The sequence below is a fragment of the Paenibacillus sp. J22R67 genome (assembly GCF_059692175.1).
On sequence record NZ_JCAUAX010000015.1, the window covers coordinates 37,460 to 61,643 of the forward strand.

Here is a 24,184-nt window from a genome sequence, read left to right on the forward strand (position 1 = left end):
CATTCCCCATGAAAGGGACTGGTGACAAGAAGATGCGTGTATTAGTTATTGGACGAGGCGGGCGCGAGCATGCCATTGTATGGGCACTGAGCAAAAGCCCGAAAATCAGCAAGCTTTTCTGCGCACCGGGGAACGGCGGTATTGCAGGATTGGCGGAATGTGTGCCGATTACGGAACTTCAATTCGAAGAGATCAGCACGTTCGCGAAAGAGCAGGCAATTGACCTTGTTATGGTTGCTCCTGACGATCCGCTCGCAGCAGGTCTTGTGGATCACTTGGAGTCCAAAGGGATTGAAGCGTTCGGACCTCGCGCGAATGCAGCGATCATCGAAGGAAGCAAAGTATTTATGAAGGAGCTCCTGAAAAAATACAACATTCCTACGGCGGCGTACGAGACTTTCGACGCGTATGAGCCGGCTCTTGCTTACCTGCGTTCGCAAAAAGCGCCAATCGTTATCAAAGCGGATGGACTAGCTGCTGGTAAAGGCGTGACGGTTGCGCAAACGATGGAAGAAGCGGAAGCGGCGCTTCGCGATATAATGGTGGATCAAGTGTTTGGCAAATCCGGCGCGAGTGTGGTTATCGAGGAGTTTCTGACAGGGCAAGAGATGTCACTGCTTGCTTTCGTAGATGGCTCTACGGTTCGTCTGATGGTGCCTTCGCAGGATCATAAGCCTGTCTATGATGATGACAAAGGACCGAATACAGGCGGAATGGGCACGTATTCACCGCTGCCGCATATCCCTGAGTCTATTGTGCAGGAAGCGCTTGTGAACATTGTACAGCCAACTGCTGATGCGATGGTTAAAGAAGGCCGACCGTTCAAGGGCGTGCTTTATGCGGGTCTGATTTTGACTCCGAACGGTGTGAAAACTATCGAGTTCAATGCGCGCTTCGGCGATCCAGAGACGCAGGTTATTTTACCTCGACTCAAAACCGATTTGCTTGATATTTTCCTTGCCATCAATAACGGAACGTTGGCTGAGCAGCCAATCGAGTGGAGCGAAGAAGCAGCGGTTTGCGTAATCGTCGCTTCTGGCGGTTACCCAGGGCCTTATCCGAAAGGTTTGCCGATTACAGGGCTTGAGAATGTGCAGGATTCCTTCGTGTTCCACGCAGGAACAGCTCTGGAGAACGGGCAGATCGTGACGAATGGCGGACGCGTTCTGGGCATCACAGGCATCGGTAAAGACATTATCGAAGCTCGTCAGAAAGCTTATGCGGATGCGGACCGGATTCATTTTGACGGGAAGCACTACCGGACGGATATTGCGATGAAAGCTTTGAAATAGAACAATGAAAAAACACAGTGTCTTTCTTGCGGGAAAGGGCTGTGTTTTTGCTTTTTGTAGGGAGGGGGAAGGGGCAAACCATTACTTATCTTTCCCGCCGCGGATATATTTGTCTTTGTTTTTGAATTCATACCAGATGGCGAGGAGTACGCCGACGATGAGCGCTAGTGATATCCAGTTATCCACGATAAAGTGCCAGAGGGTGTTCATGCGATTGCCTCCTTGGGTGTGCCTTTCGAATAGTTTTGGCTGCTGCTGTGCGTTTCATGCATGGTTAATGGACAGATAGGGGAGAACGGTGTGATGATTGTGGGAAAAAGGGCGATGCAGTTGGTCGCGGTGCCGGTCTTGCTGGTTGGCTTGGTCGCTGCTTGTGGCGGCGAGCAGGCTGGTGTAGGGAAAGCGAATAGCTTGCTGGCGGTAGAAGCGCCGGCTGTGAGCGTGCCGCCGGTAGCTGCGGCGGTTGCGCCGACGCCTGAGCCGCCGGCGGCAGCGGTGCGAGAGCCAGAGCGAGCCGTGCAGGGGCTGGAGCCAGAGGCAGCGTCAGTGGTGCAGCAAGCGGCGCAGCCGGTGCAAGTGCCGGCACCAGCGGTGCAGGAGCCGAGGTCAGCGCCAGCGCCAGTGGAATCGCTAGCTGCGGTGCACAAGCTGGTGATGCTGGACCCGGGGCATCAGCGTCAGGACAACAACGCGCCCGAGGCCGTAGGCCCGGATACGCGAGAGACAAAACCAAAGGTCAGCTCCGGCACCGTCGGCGTCCGTACGAAGAAACCAGAATATGTGCTGAACCTGGAGGTTTCGCAGTTAATCAAGGCCGAGCTGATGAAGCGAGGCATCGAAGTTGCGATGACCCGCGAGTCGCACGAGGTCGATATGTCCAACAAGCAGCGCGCGGATATGGCTAATGAGGCTGGTGCGGCGCTGGCTGTACGCATCCATGCGGATGGGGATAGCTCGCCGAAAACCAGCGGGTTTTCGGTTTTGTATCCATCGGCTAGCGTAGCTTCGCTAAAGCCATTTGCAGCGGAAAGCCGGCAAGCTGCCGGTTTCATTGCCGAGCAGCTAAAGGCTGCGACAGGGACGCCAGGCAGAGGGCTGTCGGCGCGCAGCGACCTGTCCGGATTTAACTGGTCCAAGGTGCCAGTCGTGCTGGTTGAGCTCGGTTTCATGACGAATCCTGAAGAAGATGATCGGCTGTCGGAAGCCGAGTACCAGCAAAAGCTCGCCGTCGGTATTCCAGATGGTATTGAACAGCTTTTGAGCGCTCGTTCGCTCGCCAGATAGCCGCCTAGCCATTGAGCCATCCAGCTACCTGCCACCGCCGCCTGCTGCCCGGCCACTCACCGCCACTCGCCGCCCACTAACCAGCCCACCAGCTAGAGGGTTTCATTGGAGTGAATCCAACGAAAAGACGGATATGGTAGTTGAAATCTTGATTTGATTGGATGAAATCCAATAGGGTGAGCTTTATGAGGCTCTAAAAAGGCGAAATTCATAGGTTACATTGGATTCTGTCCAACGAAAAGTAAGATTGTAACCTCAAAATCGTTCATTCATTGGATTTCATCCAACGGCCCTTGAAAATAGAAGACAAACTCCCTGAGTAAATCCAAGGAGTGGGCAGGCAGGTGCTGCCATATCTCTCATAACTGGGGAATGATATTGCTGGGTTTTATTTTGTAACAGTAGAGAATACTGTAGAATATTGGTAAAATGTTTCCAATCCGGACGAAGGGGTGATTTGTCATGCTGCCAGCCTTTTTTATTGCACATGGAACACCGAATTTGGCTATTGAGCAGCATGCTTACACCGAGTTTTTGCACAAACTGGCGAAGAGCATACCGCGGCCCAAAGCGGTCGTTGTATTCAGCGCTTATTGGGAGAGTCCTGTGCAGACGATTAGCTCAGCGATTCATCCGGAGATGATCTATCCTGTTTCGGGAGTATCAGAAAAGGTTTATAGCATTAAGTACCCAGCTAGAGGCGATTTGACGCTGAGCTTGCACATTCAGCAGCTGCTTCAAGAGGAAGGCATCCGCTGTGAATTGGATGATGAGCGAGGATTGGACCATGGGGTATGGGCGCCCCTGTACATGATGTACACGGATACGCAGATTCCAGTGGTGGAGCTCTCGGTGAATCCGAGGTTGACGCCGGAAGAGCACTACCGCATCGGTGCGGCGCTCGGGCCCTTGCGAGAGGAGGATGTTCTCATCCTCGGAAGCGGTGGGACCGTGCACAATTTGCGCCGGTTGGATCGGAATAATCCGGTACCTCAGCTGTGGGCGGTGGAATTCGATGAGTGGCTGGCGGAGCAGCTCGAAACGTGGAATCTTGAGGCGCTCGTGAGGTACGACGAAAGAGCGCCGCATGCGGCTGTGGCGGTGCCGACGCCGCAGCATTTTGCGCCTTTGCTGCTGGCACTGGGTGCGGCAGATGGCGCACGACGAGCGAAGCTGCTGCATCACAGCTTCCAGATGGGCACGCTCAGCCTGTGCTGCTGGATGTTCGGCGGCTTGAAGAAGCCGCAGCGATTCCTGGATTAAGCGCCGCCGGCGCTAGTCGAGGAATCGCTCTTTGAACTCTGGCTTCGGCAGCATGCAGTGCTCGGCCTTGCCGAACCAGCGATAGCGGTTCCTCGCGATGAAGGCATAGCCCAGATTCCGCAGCGGAGCCGGAATGACGATGGCCGCATACGCTAGCGGGTAAGCGCCGCGCAGCCGCCGGGCAATGCGCAGCGCCGCCGTCGAGCGGGTGTAGGCGCGCCCGCCCTCAATCAGCACAATGGTGCTGATGTTGTCCGTGGGCAGCCGGTGCTGCTCCAGCAGCTTATGCCCGGCTGCCGACTGCAAGGACGCGAAGCGGAAATGGCCCTTCGGGTCGTTCCGCAGGATGAACTGCACAGCTCCGCTGCATAAATTGCAGACGCCGTCAAACAGAATGACGGCTGTTCCGTTAGCGGGCTTGGTCATGGGCGATGCCTCCTTTGATGGATGTTGGCTGCTTTGGGATAGCTGCATGCATTAGTTCTGCAGCTGAACTTGACTGCATAGCCAGCTAGGTTCTCCTCACCGGACTCCTAGCCCAAGCAGATGATGTAAAAAGTACAGCAAATCTGTTGATATTGGCGTGCTGATAAGTCATACCTGCATTTTGTACATGTAAATCAGCCCAATTGGCTCGATACGCTCCAGAATCACACAAAGAGATGTATGTTTTGCATCTTTTTCGCGAAATTGGCGGTAAGCGCCGGATTTTACTGTACTTTCTACATGATGTTGGCCGGCAACATGCCGCCACTTATCCTTCTCCTCTACTATACCTAATTATCGATGGACGCGCATCCAGCTGCAGCCAATCCGATTCGCGACTCAAAAAGTCTTCTATTTCTCTCTTGCCTAGCATATACATTTCATAGAACAATAGATGAAGAGAAGAGGTGCCTATTGATGAAATCATTGTCCCTATCCCGTCGCAAAAGAACTCTCAGCGCCTGGTTCGTCCTCGGCTGCTCTGTCCTAACCATTGCCGGCTGCAGCGATACACCTGTTTCCCTGCCAACGACAACGCCAGACACCGCAGCAGCAACGCCATCTGCTTCTACGCCAGCCACGAAGCCTGCGGCTACGGCGGTAGAAACAGAGCTGCCCTACAAATTCCCGCTGACCGGGCTTCCTTCCGCCAAAGAAGTGAAGACCCGTCCTTTCATGGTCATGGTCGAAAATGCCCCCCAAGCCAGGCCGCAAACAGGCCTCGATCAGGCTGACATCGTCTACGAAATTCTCGCAGAAGGCGAGATTACTAGATTCGTCTCCGTGTTCCAAAGCCACGAGGCCCAAACGATCGGTCCGGTGCGCAGCATTCGGCCTTATTTTGTAGAGATCGGCGATGCGCTGGATGCTGTTATCGTTCACGCGGGCTGGAGCCAGGAAGCGATGGACATGATGGCAGGACGCAAGCTGTCGCATCTCGATGAGGTCTACGGCGATGGCGCCTACTACTGGCGCTCGACGGAACGTAAGGCTCCGCACAATCTCTATACCTCTGTGGATAAAATGAAAAAGGGTGCCGAGGCGCGCAAATTCCGCTCCGAGTGGAACGGACCGCTGCTCACTTTTGCCAAGGATGATGGTCAAAGTAAACTCACCGGCGCTGCCGTGCATTATATTCTGATTCCTTATCTGCAAGGGTATTTCGCTTCCTATGAATACAATGCTGCTGAAGGCGTGTACATGCGCAGCATGGAGGGCAAGCCGCATCTCGATAAGGAGACCGGCAAGCAGCTGCAAGCCAAGAATCTGCTCGTGCTGGAAAGCAAGCACAAAATCGTAGACAAAGAAGGGCGCCGTGAGGTAGACGTATTCGGCCCTAACAAAGGTGTCATCCTGCAAGAAGGCAAATCCCAGCAGATTACTTGGGAACGCAAAAACGGCATGCTGCGTGCCTACGCAGAAGATGGCAAAGAAGTGCCGCTGCTGCCGGGTAACACGTGGGTGCAGATTGTGCCGGAGGGAACGGCGCTTAAGATGGAGTAACGCAGATTGCAGATTTAACAATCTCTTAACATTCCAATAATCATGCTAATACATTGATCCCCTATGATTAAAAGTCATGGGGGGGAATATCATGAACAAATTTCAACGTAAAGTTTCAGTACCCATTTATACGGTATTTATCTTACTGCTATTTGGCATATTCGGAATTAGCTATACAATCTGGGGGAACCAAAACGCTAGAGGAACTAAGGTTGGAGCTGCAGAAGCAGCGTCAGAAGCGACGGTTGGGGTTACGAAAGTCGTCTGGTGGCACGCGATGAGCGGCGAGAATGGCAAAGTGGTGGACAAACTCGTGTCTGCCTTCAATGCGTCGCATAAAGATATTACGGTAGAAGCCGTCTATCAGGGGTCCTATTACGATAGCCTGACCAAGTTGAAAGCGTCCATCGGTTCAACCATTGCCCCTACAATGGCACAGGTGTATGACATTGGAACCCGATTTATGATCGATTCTAGGGCTATTACGCCGATTCAGCAATTTATCGATCGGGAGAAGTACGATACGTCCCAAATGGATGAAGCTATTATCAATTACTATACAGTGGACAACACACTGTTTTCGATGCCTTTTAACGCATCCAATCCGATCTTGTATTACAACAAAGATTTGTTCACTGCAGCTGGGCTGAATCCGGATAAGCCGCCCGTGTTGTATGAGGACCTTAAGAAAGCAGCGACTAAGCTGACAAAAGGCGGCGTAACAGGCGCTTATTTTGGTACACACAGCTGGTATATGGAACAGTTTGCTGCCAATCAAGGGGAAGAGTTGGTTAATAACGGCAATGGCCGCGATGGGCTAGCTACCGCTTGGCAGTTGAATGGCGAAGTTGGTGTTAAGGCGCTTGCTTGGTGGAAGGAACTTGTGGACAGCAACGTAGCCATCTACTCGGCAGGCAAAGGGGATACCTCGAAGAAAGCATTCGCCGAGGGGAAGGTTGCTATGATTTTCGATACAACGGCCGCATTGCGTGATATCCTGGATTCGGTTGAAGGCAAGTTCGAAGTCGGAACAGGCTTTTTTCCCAAAGCATCCGAGACGGCGAGTGGCGGCGTGGGGGTCGGAGGCGGGAGCAACTGGATCATGAACAGTAAGTCCGGGGAAGAGCAGCAGGCTGCTTGGACGTTCATGAAGTATTTGTCAGAGCCTGAACAACAAGCGATTTTTCATGTGAATACAGGTTATTTTCCAATTACGAAGAAAACGTATGAGCTGCCGATTGTGCAGGAGAACATGAAGAAATACCCGCAGTTCAAGACGGCGATCGATCAACATAACGCTTCGAAGTTAAATAAAGCGACGTTAGGCGGCGTTCTAGGTGTATACCCCGACGCAAGGAAGCTTACCGAGGAAGCCGTCAATCAGGCTCTGAGCGGCCAGCAATCGCCGCAGGCAGCACTCGATATGGCAGCAACCGAAATTAATGCGAAAATAGAAGCATATAATCATATATTGAAATAAACGCAAAAAAGCACCCCGATTCGGGATGCTTTTTTTCTTATAGCTTTGTTTTGCGATATTCGCCGGGGGATGAGCCTGTCCGGTTTTTGAACATCCGGTTAAACGAAGAGATGTTCCGATACCCCACTTGAATGCTGATTTCTTGAATGTTCAAGTCGGTCGCATGCAACAATTTCTTCGCATTGTTCACTCTTCGGTCATGCAAATGTTCCATGAAGTTGGCACCTGTCTTCTCTTTGATATAGGTCGAGAGGTAGGAAGTGCTAAGATTTAGTTGAGCGGCCAGTACATCGAGCGAGAGATCCTCAGCATACTGCTCATGGATCACACGCAGGACACGGTCAACGATGGGATCGTTGGCTTCTTTTTTCACGCGGATGATCTGAGTCACGGCACGGAAATAAGCCTGGAACGTTATCTGGTATTCCTCGAGCGTACAGCATTGTTCTAATTGGAGCAGGAGTGGCTTAAGCTGCCATAAGGACTCTGTTTGAACTTTGTAGAACTCTAGCACCATCTTGGCCTTGTCAGTCACAGCAAGCGTCATATGCCTAAACACATCTACAGACGCTTCTTTATGGTCAAGCTCTTGCAGCCATGGAAGGATGAGATCGAGCGTTTCCTGCTCCTTGCCTGCCTTCAGTACTGCGGTTAGATCCTGCTCCTGAGCAAGCGTTAAGACATAAGTAGAGCGATCCGAGCGGAACTCGGTTATCGTTTGCGTTTCATCCAGGAGTCTAGCTTGCATGGCCATTTCATTGACTTGGCGGTAGGCATATCCGAACTGGATCGAATGCTCAAACGCAGAACTTACAGCCGCCGTTACTAAACAGTAGCACTTATCTTGATCGAGAACCTGCTTCAACTGCTCTAGCATAGCTAGGATACGATCCCTTTCATTGCCGGGAAAAACAGATAGAAACTGATGATGCTCGATCTGAAAGGTATGGGAGTCAGGAATGGTTTCATCCGCAAACCGTTTGAGATGCGCACCAGTCGACTGTGAGATTTGCTCCTTGCTCAGCGGGGCTTCAACAAAAGCGGCTGCTCGAAAGCGAAGCTCATAGAGAACGATGGTGTAGGTTTCCTCAGTACCCTGAATGTGCGGCCACTCACCCGATTCCATATTGATATTTTTTAACTTATTGATGAAGTGATAGTTAGTTAGCTCGGACTGCTGATCCTTCAGCTCCTGCTGAATTTGACCTTTCTCCTTAAGCAGCTGGCGTACAGGATGATTGATCCGTTTGCTGAAAAAGATCGAGACAACGAAGGCGATAAAGATTGAAATGCCAAGCAGGATGATCACGAGATTATCCAAACGAAGGATTTTGGCTGCAAAATCAGGGTTGGTAACCCGCATGATGAAATGCAGGTTGTCTTCATTTTGATAATCGACATAATAAATCCCGTTTTCTAGCAGATACACACGCTCAGCGGGTGGGGATGACAATAGTGACTCTGGCAGCTTACTACCACTACGATTGGTCTGATAAATAAGGTCTTGCCCCGGTCCCATAATGGTTAAATCCAGATCGGGATTCTCCTTGAGAAGCGCGTCCCGCAAACGATCGGCGTCGATCATGGCGATCAACATATTATCAGCCAGTGACGGCTTGATGGAATAAGGAATCAATGTTTTGGCCGTTGGATCAGCGGTTGTAGCCCCAAAGGCTGTGGCAGGATGAAGTACGAAATTCTCCGTACGTTGAAACTGCGACTGCCAATAAGGAAGCGGGTATGGCTGGCTGGCATACAGATTTGCAAACAATTCTTCGTTCGTCCCTGGACCAAATTTATTAATAGCCAGATTCGCAGAACGAAACAATAGGATCATATTATCCAGATAAAGCTCTGAATCACCTACGATGCTTTGGATGTCCAGAACAATGGGACGAGTGGTGAGCGTCTCGGCATCTTTCTTAAGAATCACTTGATTGTTAAGGGTAATGACATCTTTATCTGTGAATTGCTTGAAAAGGGCCTCCCTGATTTTATCCAACTGAAACTGATAACGTTCCGCCACTTTCTGCAAAGTGAGGTGATTCTGTTCGATCATCTCGCTGCGAAGGTGGCTTTTTAGCATCCAGAAGATGAGCAGGCTAAAAGAGGAGAAGATCAGAATCAGAACGATGAAGCTGGTTAATACGGACCGAAATAGTGATTTATTTAATGAAAAAATAGTCATAAGTCGCAGGCCCCTTTGATCGTTACGCTGTTGACTTCCGGCGATTTATATACCTTTAATTGTAGACCATTATCCTTGTTAAGGGTATGGGCTTTTTTTTGGAAGCTTTGCACTTTTACCGATGAGGCGGTTCATAAAAGCTTAAAAAACCAATCGAAACAATGGGGAAGGATCGAAAATCATGTGTATAGGCAAGGCAACGGCCCTCTAGATATGATGGGCAGGTAACGAACGAGGCTCATGGGGAGGAGAGGCAAGTTAAGGTTCGAATGAGCAAGATCAGTTGATGAATGAGGGGATAGGAACGAAATGAAACACATGCGTGATAGAACCGTGACCAACATCTATAAGAGCTTTTTTGCTTTTGCTTTAGCGGTAATCGTATGCATGACCTTAGCCGGTTCAGTGGGAGCTCATGCATCCTCGGCGGGGTATTCCGATATCAAGGTTGGTGCAGATACCGTGCAATACCACCTGTCGATTTTGGAGGCTGACTTCGTTCATATTTTCCCGGATAAACCGGATGGGGGAGACAAGATTAGCGATAAACAATTGTCGAGTTCCATTGAAGCTCTAACGAAGCTTGTTGATGACGGGCTTATCGTAACGGGAGACGGGAAAGTTGGATCAGGGGTTATTACCGCTGTAAAGCACGAGAAACGAGCCACGATGGAAATGATCGGTATGGATATCCGATATAAATTCGCTGCTCCTGTGAAGCAATATCTGATGCAGTACAATTTCTTCTGGTACAGCGGGGTCGATGTAAACCATAGCAACTATGCCACGATTCAGGTCGGTGGACAAACCATCCAGCAAGTACTTGGCAGTCAAAATTATATTGTGCAGATTCAAGGTCCTGGCGCAGCTGCTGGAAATCCGTCAGCAGTGGCAGCACCTGCAGCCCTTGATGCGAAGCCTGCCGTGAATATAGCGGCGACTTCTTGGGTGAGTACGCTCAAGACTTACGTCCTCATGGGGATGAAGCACATTTGGTCGGGGCTTGATCACATGCTGTTCGTGCTTGGCCTCCTGCTAGCTGCTGAGCAAAGGGTATGGAAAATAGTGCGATTGATTACAGCCTTTACAATAGGTCACTGCATTACACTAGTCCTATCTTCTCTAGAGGTCGCTTATCTCTCACCGAAGATCGTCGAACCCTTAATTGCGCTTAGCATTCTGTATATTGCTGTAGAGAATATATGGAAGAGAAAAGAAAGTGCGCGCGTAATCGTTACATTGTTGTTTGGCCTTGTGCACGGATTCGGATTTGCCGAGGTGCTGCGAGGAACGTTGTCTGGACATATGGCCCTTCCTTTATTTTCATTCAACCTGGGTGTAGAAATTGGACAGCTTGTGGTCGTAGCGATTGTGATTCCAGTGCTTCTGTGGATTAAACGTTTGCCGGTGCAAGTTAAATGGAATCAATACGCTTCCGGGATCATTGGGGTGTTCGGGCTTTACTGGTTGATTGAGCGCATTATTAGCCAATAAAATTTTTTGTGATGAGGGGACGTTATCAAGTTGGTTAAAAAGAGTTTCAAACGATGGGTATCCGGCGCGACCATAGCCGGTATGATGTTCAGCATGTTGACCCCTATGGGGGCAAATGCCGTAGAGAATGACGCGCAAATCAGCGCGGTTGATTATTCGAAATTACCTAAGCTGATGATTACGGAGCTTGTTCCGGATACAGCGAATATCAGCAGTGCAGACGCTTATGAAACTATTGAAGTTTATAACAATACGAACAAAACGCTTGACTTCAAAGATTACAATCTGGTGTATCGCTTTCCAGGAACGAACAACGTTTGGGCGCCTTATAAGAATGGGAACCCAAATGGGAGCATGAAGATTCCTGCGCAATCCTCGATCGTCCTGTGGGTGATGAATACGGATAAAGGTATTAATTTAAATCTGAAAGCATCGGATTTTAATCAGAACTTCCAAACAAATCTGCAAGAAAATGTGAACCTTTTCCGTGTTGACGGCGGTGCCGGCATGGCCAACGGCGGCCCAAGAGATTTGGTCATTCAAGAGAAAGACGGCACGGATATCTCGGTTGCCAGCTACCAAAATGATGAACAAACGAAACCGGAAAAAGGGATTTTCTATCGTTTTCCAGTGGATGGAACGAAAAACATGGTGATGTATGGCTCAGCGACCGACGATAATGCGGCCGCTGCGACCCCAGGGACTATCGACCCTACTCAGGTTCCGCCTGTTCCGCTGTACTTCTCTGATCCTCCTGTCATCGGCCATACGCCGGTTAACCAAGCTGATCAGAAGAACGACTTGATCTTGCAAGCTCAGGTTGCTAACACAGAGCAGAATGAAACAGTATCTGCTGCCGTGTATTATCAGTTGGCATCCCAATCGAGCTATGAATCCGTACCTATGACAGTGACGGGCAGTAATCAATATCAAGCTGTCATTACTAAAGACAAGCTAACTGAAAGCCAATTGAATTACTACATTCAAGCGAATGACGGTTTCAGCACGGTGAGATCGAACGTTTACAACGTAAATATTACGCTTGATCAATCCGACTATTCAAAAGTTCCACCGCTTATGGTGACCGAAGTCGTTCCGGATTCCACGAATGTGGGCACGGCGGACGGTTATGAGTTCATTGAAGTTTATAATAATACGGATCAACCTGTTAATTTTAAAGACTATAAAGTCGTCTACCGTTACACGGATTCAGGTCCAGATGCAGACGTTCCATGGCCTGCGGACAAAGAAGACATGATGATTCCTTCGAAGGGCACGCTCGTCTTCTGGATTATCAACAATCAGAACATGAATACACCAGTAGCCGACTTCAATGCCAACTATGGCACGAATCTGGTTGAAGGCACTAACATCGTGCGCGTGCATAGCGATGGGATGGCGAATGGTTCCAACCGCGGTCTCGTGATTGCTACGAACACAGGCATCGAGCTTTCGGCAGCTTATTATGGTAAGGACGATGTCAGTACCAACAAAGGTATTGTCTATAAATTCCCGACGAGCGGCAACACAATGGTCAAATCCAGCGCAGTCGCAGCTACTCCGGGAAGTATAACGCCGGGTCAAGTGCCACCACAGACCGTGAACGTCACGCCGGATACACTTAAGCCTACGCTCAAGGATCTGACCAAAGAGAGTGCAATCGATCAAGCCTTAGATCTCGAAATTATCGGAGAGGCTAAGGACGAAACATCGCTCAAAACGGTAGCCCTCTACTATAAAACGGACAAGCAGTCCCAATACAACAAGAGGTACTTGAAAGAGAGCTTCGCGGATACTTTGTACCATTATATGATTTATTCGCCAGAGCTTATCGGAAACTCTTACTTGGATTATTATTTCACTGCTTCCGACGGTACGAATGAGACTATCATTCAGACGAAGCGTGTTCAAATTCAAGGTGGTTCCGACCATTCCAACCTGCGCTTGAACGTGAAAGACGGTGACATCGTCTCGCAAACGAAAGTGCTGAAAGGAACAGGCGAAGGCGTCAATCCGGACAGCCTGAAACTTGCTATCGACGGCAGCGATCTGACGCAGCAGTCGACTTATCATGCCGTGGAGCATGATGCCTTCTTCGCTTTTGAAGTAATGGGCGTGAACTACTATTTCAAAAACGGTATTACCCAAGGGGAAGAAATTCTGTCGATTTTCCAAGACCCTATTAATAGCTACAAAACATTATCCATTCCACTAAAGGCTGAACGGCTCAAAGAAGGCAGCAACGCGTTCCAGATTCGCGCTGGTTCCAAGGCTTCACCGTTTGATGATCGGCCAGCAGAGAATAAAGACAATTTCGAAGTGAAGAATGTACGCCTCGTTTTCGCAGACGGTACGGTCGTCTATGACCCGAAATATAGCGATCCTAACAAGGTAATCAAAATTGGGGATTCTTCTGGTCTGTCACCGGTGATTGATTTCAACTTCGCCATTCCATCCACTCAGCTGGCTTCCAAAGCACATGATTGGAACACGACTTTAACGAGTGATGGTGATCATCAGGTTACGGTTAGTGAGACGACATACGGTTCGGTTACTTCCAACATAAAGGTGGATAATACAGCTCCTGTTGTGGTGCCTTCCATTGAGGAGAAAATGTACCGTGGTAACTTCACAATCGATGCGAACGTAACGGATGCATTAGCTGGGGTAGACAAGGTTGAAGCTACATTAGACGAGCAACCGATCACGCTGCCGATGGTTACTTCATCTGCTCAACTGCCGAGCGGAAAGCATGTTTTCAATGTTAAGGCAACGGATAAAGTTGGTAATGTGAAGGAAGTAACTGTTAATTTCGAAGTACCCAATGAAATGCCGGATATACCAGTACAAGTCGGTCCGGGTCAAGGAGCGTTTGGCTTAGAAAACTCAGCTTCACTTAGCGTAAAAGTAAGCGATCCGATGAATGATGATTTGAAAGTCACGTTTAATCAAGGCTTCAAATACGATGCAAGCACACAGGGAACGTTCACAGGCTATCGCGGCGCTGCGGATACAGAACCTCCGAAGCAGGAGAAACCTGCAACTGAAGCGGCTATGACCCCTGAAGATTATGGAAAAATCAGCAGTGTTGACGGCAACTATCTCACCGATGATGCTGTCGAGAAATTCCCGTATCAACGTTTTGAGGTCGCGTTAGACCCTGCGGTTCAAAAAACGGACGAAGTGGTCATTGACTGGAAAGGGAAGTCCCTGGAAGGCCGCAAAGTTTCCTTGTATGCATGGAGTCCAAGCAAGCTTGCGTGGAGTCAACTGAAAACCGTTATCGCGGGCAGCGAAGATTTCGAGCTGAAAGCGAGCGTTCAAGCCGGCGATTATGCCAATAGCGGGAAAATTCAAGTGATGGTGCAGGACGAAATTGCCGTCACGCAGGATCAAGCCGCTGATAGCGACTATGATTTCTCCTTCGTGTGGATGTCCGATACCCAGTACTATTCCAAGAGCTATCCATATATCTATCAAAAAATGGTGAAATGGATCTCCGATCACAAAGAAGACAACAAAATTAAATACGTCATTCATACCGGCGACATCGTTGATAATGCCGACCAAGAGTACCAATGGATTGAAGCCGATAAAGATATGAAAGTTTTGGAAACGGCAGGAATCCCTTACGGGGTGCTTGCAGGTAACCATGACGTAGGCCACCAAGATAATGATTACAGCTATTACGACAAGTGGTTTGGTGAGGATCGTTTCAAAAACCAACCGACCTACGGCGAATCTTACGATAACAACCGCGGTCACTATGACTTAATTTCCTCGAACGGTAACGATTTTATCGTCGTATACATGGGTTGGGGTTATGGAGACAAAGAGATTGACTGGATCAACGAAGTGTTGAAAAAGTATCCGAACCGCAAAGCGATTCTGAACTTCCATGAATTCATGCTCGTTTCCAATAACCGCGCGCCAATGGCGGAAAAAGTTTTCGAACGTGTTATTAAGCCGAATAAGAACGTAATTGCTGCACTATCTGGTCACTATCATGACGCTGAGCTGAAAGTCGATCCAATCGACGATAACGGCGATGGCGTGCCAGATCGCAATGTGTATCAAATGCTAGCGGACTACCAAGGCGCGCCTGAAGGCGGACTTGGATATATGAGATTGATGCAATTTGATTTGAAAAACGGCAAAATCAACATGAAGACTTATTCGCCTCATTTGGACGACTACAACTTCTATGATGATATACCTGAGAAAGACGAATTCAGCCTGGATCTGAATTTGGATGCTGTAACTAAACGTGTAGCTACAGATTATATCGGTGTGAACGTGTATACGAACAAAACGATCGGAAGCGTAGCGAGTGTGAAAAGCGGGGACATTGCCTCTGTAACATGGCCGAACCTTACTCTAAATATGACCTATCAATGGTACGCTCTCGCAGAAGATCAATATGGTGGATCGAGACAATCCGATATTTGGAAATTCAATACTAGTCATCAAGAAGAGTCAAGCGACGGTGGTGGTGGTGGAAGTGTGCCAGCGAGTCCTACGGAAGCAACGATCCCTATGGACGGTGGTACAGTAACTTTGGAAGGCGCTAAGATTGTCATTCCAAAAGGTGCGATACCAAGCGACATTAAGGTTACAGTAGCTAAAATTTCCGATGCAGCTTCGCTGCCGGTAGACCCATCATCTAAGCTGATTAGTGATGTGTTCGAAATTAAGAAAGACAAAGAAGGTACATTTAGTAAAGCTATCGAAATCACATTGCCTTATGATAAAAGCAAAGTGGATCTAGAACAGTCAGATGTTAGCTTGTATTGGTTTAATGAAACAACGAAAGCTTGGGTTCAATTAGATAACATTGTTATTGATAAAGTGAAAGGTACCGTAACTGGTTCTGTTACTCACTTTACGAAATTTGCTGTTATCTCTAACCCGAAACAAGAGACAAAACCTGATTCTGGTACCGTTAATTTGACTGATATCAAAGGACACTGGGCAGAAAATAACATTCTTGAACTAGTGAAAGCGGGATCCATTAACGGTTATGAAGATGGCACATTTAAACCGGAAAACCGCATCACACGAGCTGAATTCGTTTCAATCGTGGTGAAATTCCTGAAATTAAACGAGCAAGGCAGCAGCAATAAATTCGCTGACGTTGCGAACCACTGGGCGAAGAACGCGATCGCCACAGCTGCAGCGCAAGGCATTATCACAGGATACACAGATACAACATTTGGTCCGGATGATTTCATTACCCGTGAGCAAATGGCAGAAATCATAGTTCGTGCCGCTCATTTGGACAAAGTGGCAGGGAATACGAGCTTCACCGATAACGCTGCGATCTCTGATTGGGCACAAGCGGCAGTAGCTACGTTAACCTCCAAAGGGTTCATGAACGGTTATGAGGACGGTACATTGAAGCCGCAAGGATTAACAACTCGCGCGGAAGCATCTGCCCTCATTCTAAGAACATTGAAAAAGTAGAAATGAAAAGGCTCCTTCGTCTGAAAAGACGGGGAGCCTTTTTTCACTATCTGCGTTTGCGCTTAGCTGTTCCAGATTTGGAACCGCCTTTGCGTCTGCCGGCTGACCCGGATTTCTTACGGCGTTTACGCTTCGGTTTGAACACTTCAACAGAGTCTCCCGAGGCTACTTTCCCTTTGCCCATGGCGCCAAAGATCGTTTTCACCATTGGAGCCATTTGCTGAAAGCTGGACATGAACTTCTGAACCTTGCCCATCGTGCCGAGGATGCCGTCAATGCCGCCCATCCGCTCAACGAAGCCAGAGATTTGCTTCATGTTGAGACCGCTCAGCGGGTTAGAGCTGCCGCCTGCAGCGGCGCCACCACCGCCTCCTCCTAGGAGGTTGCTGAGGAAGTTACCGCCACCGCCACCGCCCGTGGAACCGGCATTGCCGCCACCGCCGCCGAAGAAGCCGCCACCACCACCGGTGTTACCACCGCCGCCACCGCCAAACAGTCCGCCGTTACCGCCATTACCGCCGCCACCGCCGCCAAAAAATCCACCACCACCGCCGACATTGCCAGCGCCTCCGAAGAAATCACCGCCTCCTTGGAAAGGAGTAGGGAGACCTCCGCCTTGAGCGAAATCCCCAAGTGAATTGCCTCCGCCTAAGCCGGGATACTGACCGAATGCGCGATCATCACCAAGTTGCGGAGGTAAAGTTGTGAGGCTTCTTGTATGCACTTCAGGACGCTTACCGCCATTACCAATGATTTGTCTAGGGTTATTCACTGGGATTCACGATCCTTTTTATCAGATTTGTCTCCTACAGGATATGTCACTTGCCTATCGTTGGTATGGACGAATGTCACGGGTCCTAGATATTTGTCACAATTCATCCCATTAACGCATAGAAATTTTAACGTTTCGCAATCCTAAAGGGAGGATTTAAAGCGGGCGTGTCGAATGATACTCAGGAGCTTACTATATTAAGCTAACATGCCTTTCTACCAGGAGTTGATAACGTATGCAATTAAAAAAATTAAATGATAAAGCAATAGACCAACTTTTTGAGGCCATACTGACCCTTAAGGATATAGAGGAGTGCTACGTCTTTTTTGATGACCTATGCACCGTGAACGAGATTCAATCGCTTTCCCAGCGCCTAGAGGTTGCCCGTATGCTGCGCAAAGGCTGCACGTACAATCAGATCGAAGCGGAAACTGGCGCATCAACAGCTACGATTTCCAGGGTTAAGCGCTGCTTGAACTATGGCAATGACGGTTATATCCTGACATTAGATCGTTTAGGACGTTAATCATTTGTATCATAAAAGAATTTAAGATCCTGCATTACCAAGTGTAATGCGGGATTTTTCCTGTTTATTGAGGGCTCAATTGACATGTGAGAACACTTTCGTTAGCATAGGATTGTAGCCATGGATAGAACGGGTGGGGAGAACATAATGAGTAAGGTTGGTGTCCTGGTTATAAGCCATGGATCAAGGGATAAAGGCTGGGTTGACCTCGTTGACGAAGCCGTAACTGCGGTTCATTTGCCGGCAGACGTTCCTATTTATGCCTCATATCTGGAGCTGGTGGAAGGTCGGTTGATTCAAGACGGTATTTATAGCTTGGAGGCGCAAGGTGTGACGGATATCATCGTCGTTCCCCTGTTCGTGTCCTCTGGGAGTACACATATTGATGAAATCAGCTACGCCTTGGGAGTCATCGAACAGCCGCTGCTGGAGACGGACATGAAGCCTTTTGATATCAAGGCACGGATTCATTTTACATCGCCAATTGATGACGATCCTGTTATTGCTGAGATTATGTATGCGAAAATCAAGGAACTGTCTGAATCGCCAACGCAGGAAATCCTTCTGCTGATTGGGCACGGGAGTCAAGAAGAGGGCTTTCATCAGAAGTGGCTTCATGGCTTAGAGCAGTTAGCTGAGCGTTTGAAAGCTTTAGGCGGCTTTGACGAGGCGGATGCTGCTATGCTGTTACCGGATCAAGTGCATGCTAAGATGACAGAGTGGGCGCTTAAGAAGCCTGGCCATACTGTTATTGTGGCGCCGCTTTTTCTGAGTGAGGGCTATTTCACGAATCAAGTAGTCCCTTCCCGTTTGAAGGGATTTGCATATAAATATAATGGACGGGCGCTGCTGCCAAGTCCGCTAATTTCCAAGTGGATGGAGAAGCAGATTGCTTCCGCAAATTCGAGACGGTGAACAGGTGATGAGACACAATGGTCAAAAGAGCAAGACTGATCTATAACCCGACTTCTGGACGGGAAGAAATGAAGAAACGCCTGCCAGAAATCCTTCAGCGCCTAGAGCGCGGCGGCTTCGAAACATCCGCTCACGCGACAATCGGTGAAGGGGACGCCACACTTGCCGCGGCTGAGGCTGTGAATCGTGGCTTTGATCTTATTATCGCCGCAGGCGGAGACGGTACCTTGTGCGAAGTCGTGAACGGTATGGCCGAGAGAGACGGGCGGCCGCCGCTGGGCATTTTGCCGCTGGGGACGACCAACGATTTTGCCCGCGCGCTCGGCATTCCCAAGAATCTGGAGCAGGCCTGCGACCTGATCATCCAGCAGTACACGACCGACATTGATGTAGGCAAAATCAACAACCGCTACTTCATTAATATCGCCGGCGGAGGCTCGATGACTGAGTTAACGTACGAAGTCCCGAGTAAACTCAAAACCATGATCGGTCAGTTGGCCTATTATATGAAGGGACTCGAAAAGCTGCCTAGGCTCAAGCCTATCGAGCTGTACGTCAAAGCTGGCGATCTCGAGTTTCACGATGAAGTCATGATGTTCCTTGTTGGCAACACGAACTCGGTCGGCGGCTTCGAGAAGCTCGTTCCGGAAGCTAGAATGAATGACGGGTTGTTTGATGTTCTAATACTACGCAAGTGTAATCTTGCGGAGTTTATCCGAGTGGTCACACTCGCGCTGCGCGGAGAGCACTTAAGTGATCCGAATCTGATTTATTTTCAGACGAATCATATCGAAATTAATTCTCCGGACTACGTCCAGTTGAACTTGGATGGCGAATTCGGCGGCACGCTGCCGTGCGTCATGACGAACCTGAAGAGTCACCTCCAGATCATTGTCGATGAGTCGGGTCAGTCGATTTATAAGAAGACGCTGATTGAGACGTTGACGACGCCGTTTCATTTGAAGGAGCGGCAAAGTGATGAGGAGCAAGAGGGGCAACCTTTTCCACCTCATAGGGAATAATGGCGGCGCGAAATAATGGTAGAAACAAGAGTGAGGGAATTATGAGAACAAAAGATAGAAGAACGAAGTCCTCTGCTCCGAAAGCAGCGCCGGCCTGGATGGCGGATCTGCCGGTGCAGATCGGACAGCAATACGAGGCTGAGATCATTGGGATCAGCCATGATGGGGAAGGGGTAGGCCGTGTGAACGGCTTTACCCTTTTTGTCGCTGGTGCGCTGCCTGGTGAGCGTGCTCTGGTGCGGGTGGAGCATGTGAAGAAGCAGTATGGGTATGCGCGGCTGCTTGAATTGGTGGAAGAGAGTGCGGAGCGGGTTATGCCGGTTTGTAGCATTTATGAGGAGTGTGGCGGCTGTCAGCTGCAGCACCTGAGCTATGAGGCGCAGCTTCGCGTGAAGCGGCAGCAGGTTGTGGATAATTTGCAGCGGATTGGGAAGCTGGATGTGAGCTCGGAAACATCTGAGGGCATTGTTGTCCATCCCACGCTGGGGATGTCCGATCCTTGGCGGTACCGGAACAAGGCGCAGGTTCCTTTTGGGGAAGAGCGTGGCGGCCTTATTGGCGGATTTTATGCGCAGGGTAGCCATCGCATCATCGATATGGAGGAGTGCCTGATCCAACATGAGGCGAACGACGAGGTCGTTGCTCGGGTGAAGGAGATTGGCGCTAGGTTGGGCATTCGTGCTTATGATGAGGAGCGTAATGCTGGACTGCTGCGCCATGTCGTCGTCAAAGTTGGCTTCCGCACGGGCGAGATCATGGTCGTCTTGGTGACCAACGGCAGCACGATTCCGCGTGTGGACGAGTGGATTGATGGTATTAGGGCTGCGCTGCCATCAGTGAAGAGCATTTGCCATAACATTAATGTGAAGCAGACGAATGTTATTTTTGGGGATGAGACTCGCGTCCTGTGGGGCAGCGAGGTTATCTATGACTATATCGGCGATGTGAAATTTGCCATTTCCGCGCGATCTTTCTTTCAAGTGAACCCCGTTCAGACGGAAGTTTTGTACGGGAAGGCTCTCGAGTACGCCGGGTTGACCGGCGATGAAGTCGTTGTCGATGCCTATTGCGGCATCGGGACGATCTCCCTGTTCCTGGCGCAGCGCGCGGGACAGGTCTATGGCGTTGAGATCGTCGAAGAGGCGATCGCGGATGCACGGAAGAATGCCGAGCTCAACGGCATGACGAACGTGCATTTCGAAGCGGGCCCTGCGGAAGTGGTCCTCCCCGAGTGGACACGTCAGGGCATTCGCCCCGACGTGATCGTGGTGGACCCGCCCCGCAAGGGCTGCGACGCCGCGCTGCTTGCGACGATCCTAGAGCTGCAGCCGCGCCGCGTCGTCTATGTGTCGTGCAGCGCATCGACACTGGCTCGCGACTTGCGCGTGCTGGTTGATGGGGGCTACGGCGTCGCGGAGGTGACGCCGGTGGATATGTTTCCGCATACGGTGCATGTGGAGTCGGTGGCTTTGTTGGTGAGGTATGATGTGAATATCTCTCAAAGTCATCTCAAGTCCTAAATAGTCATCTCAACGCCTAAATAGTCGTCTCACCAGCCGAGCGAAACTCAGGTATCCACTCCTGTTTTCCTCGGCTATTTCTTTAAATCAGGGGCTAGGATTTAGGGGGGAGGGAGGACTTTGAACTCCTCAGACTCCTTGATATAACAGGCATTCCTCAATATTTTACTCCGATGAACTTCCCCTAATCCATTTCTTTTCCCCTGTACTTCTCCTGCTTTTCTCCCTGCCTTTGAGTCGACTTTAATTGCTCGTTTTACCCCGATTTTCTCCGATTTGCCCCCGACTTTTATCCGATTCGTAAGACGACTTTAATTGCTCAGAGTGGAACAGGGATTTAGGGGGAAGAGCGTTAAAGCCAGGCGGGACAAGGGGTTTGGGGGATTTGAGGGGGAGGGGGCTTGAGATGACTATTTAGGACATTGACATAGTAGGGTTTTTAAAACAGGTTGGTCGAGAGTTTCTGATAGTTCTACTGGCTGAGGGTGTAGGGAAGGATTCAATCAGAGGTCATACTCGCTAGAGTAGAAAACTATTATTGTTACATTGTCTGTTTCGATTGTTTTGACTTGATACAACGGGAATATCCACATCAGTTTGTATAGAAGAGCAGGGGACAAGTAAGGTAAAATCGGGTCTGGAATATCTTCGACTGGTTTGTTGGATAAATGATCAGAACATCAACTGGTAATTGCTTCATAATCATGCTTGGTTAAAGATGATCTTTAGCAATTCAATTGTCAAGTGCTGGTTACAATCTCTTGTGATATGCTATTAAAAACTGGGAAATGAAGGGGGTGAAGATAAAGTGAGAATTACAATGCGAGAGATTAAACCGCTTTATGAGAATGCAAAGGGACTGTATTTTGGTAAAGTGAAACTTGATGTAGCCATACTTACACTAAATACTAACTACGGAATCAACCAAAATTCGATGAAAGATTACTTCAACTGTTTCGAAGCTATGATGGATGGAAGAGTATACAAACGAACGATAAACAATGAAGCAACGGACTATTATTTGCAACAGATATACGCAGAATATGGTAAAGACCAATTGAATAAAGCTTTAGAGTCCGCACGTAAGCACGTTGAATACTATCAATCTCAAAAGAGTGGTACATTGAGAGGGATTGGAAAACTTATAGAAAAGTACCTTAATGCGGTCTGAACCTAGTGCAGACATCACAGAGGGAGAATTGCAAAATGAATAGAAGTAGACTACAGAAATTTTGGGTAATCATATTAGCATTCCTTTTACTAACAGGATGTACATCAGTTCAAAATGAAGCGACTCAGAATAACAACCAAGCATCAGAGTCAACTTTTTCAAAAGAGTCAGAGTCGCCGCCTAAACATCAGGTAGCAGATACAACCAAAGTTGAACCGAAAATTGAGGCAAAGGGTGAATTAAGGGTCTACTTTATCGATGTTGGGCAAGGAGCTTCACAGCTTATCATCGGACCTGCGGGTAAGACAATGCTTATCGACGCAGGAAATAATGATAAGGCAATGGTTGTAGTCGATTATCTAAAGAATCAGAAAGTCAGTAAAATTGATATATTGGTGGGAACGCATCCTGACGCTGACCATGTCGGGGGATTGGATAAAGTTATTGATACGTTCGATATTGGCAAGATCTATATGCCAAAAGTACAATCAAATACGAAAACCTTTGAGGATGTTCTATTGGCGATCCAGCGGAAAGGATTGAAGGTATCGACAGCTCAGTCAGGATTAACGCTTGATTGGGAGTCCGATGTGGCAGTAAGTATGATTGCTCCCGTTCATCAGTACGAAGAGACAAATGACATGAGTGCAGTAATTCACCTTACATACGGTTCTACCTCGTTCTTGTTTACAGGAGATGCTGAAACGAAATCAGAACAAGATATGATTGCTTCAAAAGTGGATTTGAAATCGGACGTTCTTTTAGTCGGACATCACGGATCTAAGTCCTCAACATCACAAGCATTCTTGAATGCAGTGAAGCCGTCCTATGCTGTAATTCAGGTTGGGAAGGACAATAAATATGGTCATCCTACAGAAGAGGTTTTAAAGCGTTTAGGCAACCAAGGAATCAAGATATATCGGAATGATGAGCAGGGGAATATTGTCTTCACAACGAACGGCAAGGAGATCACAGTTGCAGATAAAAAAGGGGATTTGGTATCAGGAGGAAGTTCTTCTGCTACGAAATCGAATCCACCTGCGGAGGTTAAAGCGACCACAGACCCAAAGCAGAATGAAGACAAGGTGGTGTACAACAATTGCTCCGAGGTTAGAGCGGCGGGCAAAGCACCAATTAAACGTGGGCAACCTGGATATAGCAGTAAGCTTGATCGGGATGGCGATGGCATAGCATGTGAATGAATGGGGAGGGATAGGGATGAGGGGAATAGTTGATCGGCTTGAAGGAGATATTGTTGTCATTGAGATTGATGGGGTTACGAAGGACTTTGCTAAATCGGAAGTGGCCGATGCTGTTAAACCTGGAGATTCAGTAATCCTAATTGATTGCAAATGGTTAACAGATGAAGACGAAACGAAGAGTAGAACTGAGAATGTAAAAGAGATAATGAAGGATGTTTGGGAGGACTAGTAATGGGTTGTGCTAGTGATGGAGAGTGACGGTGTCCGTTTCTTGAAAAGACAGGATGCGAAAAATCTTGCGTTTACTAAGTCTAACAAGTAAGTTGAAAACAAATAAATATAGATCGAATTTGTCGGAAGCACCGCAATACCCCCTTTTTTATGTACAAGGGATATTGCGGTCTATTTGCGTTTCCGAGACAAAGCGGAGGATATAGCAGGGGATCAAGGTTACTTACAGTGGCGTGTGAGTAAAACAGGGAGATGAACTGAAACCGTCAAGATGATATACCAATGGCATTTGTTGTTTCATATGCAGGAAATGTCGAATTAATAGGGAATAAGGGTGTATACTTGACTTATTAATGAGAGTTGTGTATTGGG

General features: G+C 48.7%; 18 protein-coding genes. 14 read left to right on the top strand and 4 right to left on the bottom strand.

Going from position 1 to position 24,184, the window contains the following annotated elements:
* Window positions 1-32 precede the first annotated feature (32 nt).
* On the top strand, window positions 33-1,292 hold the full coding sequence (gene purD, locus AC58VC_RS33840) for a phosphoribosylamine--glycine ligase (protein WP_497375674.1): 1,260 nt from the start codon (window positions 33-35) through the stop codon (window positions 1,290-1,292).
* Window positions 1,293-1,373: 81 nt separating this feature from the next.
* Here the strand turns inward: purD and AC58VC_RS33845 are convergent, their stop codons facing one another.
* Window positions 1,374-1,502 carry a hypothetical protein gene (locus tag AC58VC_RS33845; protein ID WP_268894310.1) on the bottom strand — a complete coding sequence of 43 codons (129 nt, stop codon included), beginning with the start codon at window positions 1,500-1,502 and terminating at the stop codon, window positions 1,374-1,376.
* A 444-nt stretch (window positions 1,503-1,946) separates the two neighbouring features.
* On the opposite strand from AC58VC_RS33845, the gene AC58VC_RS33850 reads away from it, so the two are divergent.
* On the top strand, window positions 1,947-2,576 hold the full coding sequence (locus AC58VC_RS33850) for an N-acetylmuramoyl-L-alanine amidase (RefSeq protein WP_497375772.1): 630 nt from the start codon (window positions 1,947-1,949) through the stop codon (window positions 2,574-2,576).
* 462 nt (window positions 2,577-3,038) lie between these two features.
* Complete coding sequence (locus tag AC58VC_RS33855) at window positions 3,039-3,839, top strand: DODA-type extradiol aromatic ring-opening family dioxygenase (RefSeq protein ID WP_497375675.1); 801 nt, start codon at window positions 3,039-3,041, stop codon at window positions 3,837-3,839.
* 12 nt (window positions 3,840-3,851) lie between these two features.
* Here the strand turns inward: AC58VC_RS33855 and AC58VC_RS33860 are convergent, their stop codons facing one another.
* Window positions 3,852-4,265 carry a thiol-disulfide oxidoreductase DCC family protein gene (locus tag AC58VC_RS33860; protein WP_497375676.1) on the bottom strand — a complete coding sequence of 138 codons (414 nt, stop codon included), beginning with the start codon at window positions 4,263-4,265 and terminating at the stop codon, window positions 3,852-3,854.
* A 477-nt stretch (window positions 4,266-4,742) separates the two neighbouring features.
* Here AC58VC_RS33860 and AC58VC_RS33865 point away from each other — a divergent pair, with 477 nt between their 5' ends.
* Window positions 4,743-5,828: a DUF3048 domain-containing protein gene (locus AC58VC_RS33865; protein WP_497375677.1), complete on the top strand. Its 1,086-nt coding sequence runs from the start codon at window positions 4,743-4,745 to the stop codon at window positions 5,826-5,828.
* A gap of 91 nt (window positions 5,829-5,919) precedes the next feature.
* Window positions 5,920-7,308, top strand: coding sequence for an ABC transporter substrate-binding protein (locus AC58VC_RS33870; RefSeq protein WP_497375678.1), 1,389 nt, complete (start codon window positions 5,920-5,922; stop codon window positions 7,306-7,308).
* A 37-nt stretch (window positions 7,309-7,345) separates the two neighbouring features.
* Here AC58VC_RS33870 and AC58VC_RS33875 read toward each other — a convergent pair whose 3' ends face one another.
* Entirely contained in the window at window positions 7,346-9,496 is a 2,151-nt protein-coding gene (locus AC58VC_RS33875) for a helix-turn-helix domain-containing protein (RefSeq protein ID WP_497375679.1), read from the bottom strand.
* 309 nt (window positions 9,497-9,805) lie between these two features.
* Here AC58VC_RS33875 and AC58VC_RS33880 point away from each other — a divergent pair, with 309 nt between their 5' ends.
* Together AC58VC_RS33880 and AC58VC_RS33885 are read left to right on the top strand one after the other, a co-directional pair.
* Window positions 9,806-10,990: a HupE/UreJ family protein gene (locus AC58VC_RS33880; RefSeq protein WP_497375680.1), complete on the top strand. Its 1,185-nt coding sequence runs from the start codon at window positions 9,806-9,808 to the stop codon at window positions 10,988-10,990.
* A gap of 30 nt (window positions 10,991-11,020) precedes the next feature.
* On the top strand, window positions 11,021-16,453 hold the full coding sequence (locus tag AC58VC_RS33885; protein ID WP_497375681.1) for an S-layer homology domain-containing protein: 5,433 nt from the start codon (window positions 11,021-11,023) through the stop codon (window positions 16,451-16,453).
* 46 nt (window positions 16,454-16,499) lie between these two features.
* Here the strand turns inward: AC58VC_RS33885 and AC58VC_RS33890 are convergent, their stop codons facing one another.
* Window positions 16,500-17,225 carry an aminotransferase gene (locus AC58VC_RS33890; RefSeq protein WP_497375682.1) on the bottom strand — a complete coding sequence of 242 codons (726 nt, stop codon included), beginning with the start codon at window positions 17,223-17,225 and terminating at the stop codon, window positions 16,500-16,502.
* Window positions 17,226-17,460: 235 nt separating this feature from the next.
* Here AC58VC_RS33890 and AC58VC_RS33895 point away from each other — a divergent pair, with 235 nt between their 5' ends.
* The 7 genes from AC58VC_RS33895 (at window position 17,461) to AC58VC_RS33925 (ending at window position 23,810) form a co-directional block, all read left to right on the top strand.
* Window positions 17,461-17,751, top strand: coding sequence for a YerC/YecD family TrpR-related protein (locus AC58VC_RS33895; RefSeq protein ID WP_497375683.1), 291 nt, complete (start codon window positions 17,461-17,463; stop codon window positions 17,749-17,751).
* A 147-nt stretch (window positions 17,752-17,898) separates the two neighbouring features.
* The gene (locus AC58VC_RS33900) at window positions 17,899-18,666 is read left to right on the top strand and encodes a sirohydrochlorin chelatase (RefSeq protein WP_497375684.1); all 768 of its coding nucleotides are present in this window, start codon (window positions 17,899-17,901) and stop codon (window positions 18,664-18,666) included.
* A gap of 17 nt (window positions 18,667-18,683) precedes the next feature.
* Window positions 18,684-19,688: a diacylglycerol kinase gene (locus tag AC58VC_RS33905; protein ID WP_497375685.1), complete on the top strand. Its 1,005-nt coding sequence runs from the start codon at window positions 18,684-18,686 to the stop codon at window positions 19,686-19,688.
* A 41-nt stretch (window positions 19,689-19,729) separates the two neighbouring features.
* Window positions 19,730-21,208: a 23S rRNA (uracil(1939)-C(5))-methyltransferase RlmD gene (rlmD, locus tag AC58VC_RS33910; protein WP_497375686.1), complete on the top strand. Its 1,479-nt coding sequence runs from the start codon at window positions 19,730-19,732 to the stop codon at window positions 21,206-21,208.
* A gap of 808 nt (window positions 21,209-22,016) precedes the next feature.
* The gene (locus tag AC58VC_RS33915) at window positions 22,017-22,379 is read left to right on the top strand and encodes a hypothetical protein (RefSeq protein WP_497375687.1); all 363 of its coding nucleotides are present in this window, start codon (window positions 22,017-22,019) and stop codon (window positions 22,377-22,379) included.
* A gap of 35 nt (window positions 22,380-22,414) precedes the next feature.
* Entirely contained in the window at window positions 22,415-23,581 is a 1,167-nt protein-coding gene (locus AC58VC_RS33920) for an MBL fold metallo-hydrolase (RefSeq protein ID WP_497375688.1), read from the top strand.
* Between the two features lie 16 nt (window positions 23,582-23,597).
* A complete protein-coding gene (locus AC58VC_RS33925; protein WP_497375689.1) occupies window positions 23,598-23,810 on the top strand; it encodes a DUF3006 domain-containing protein in 213 nt (70 codons plus the stop codon).
* The last annotated feature ends 374 nt before the right edge of the window (window positions 23,811-24,184 follow it).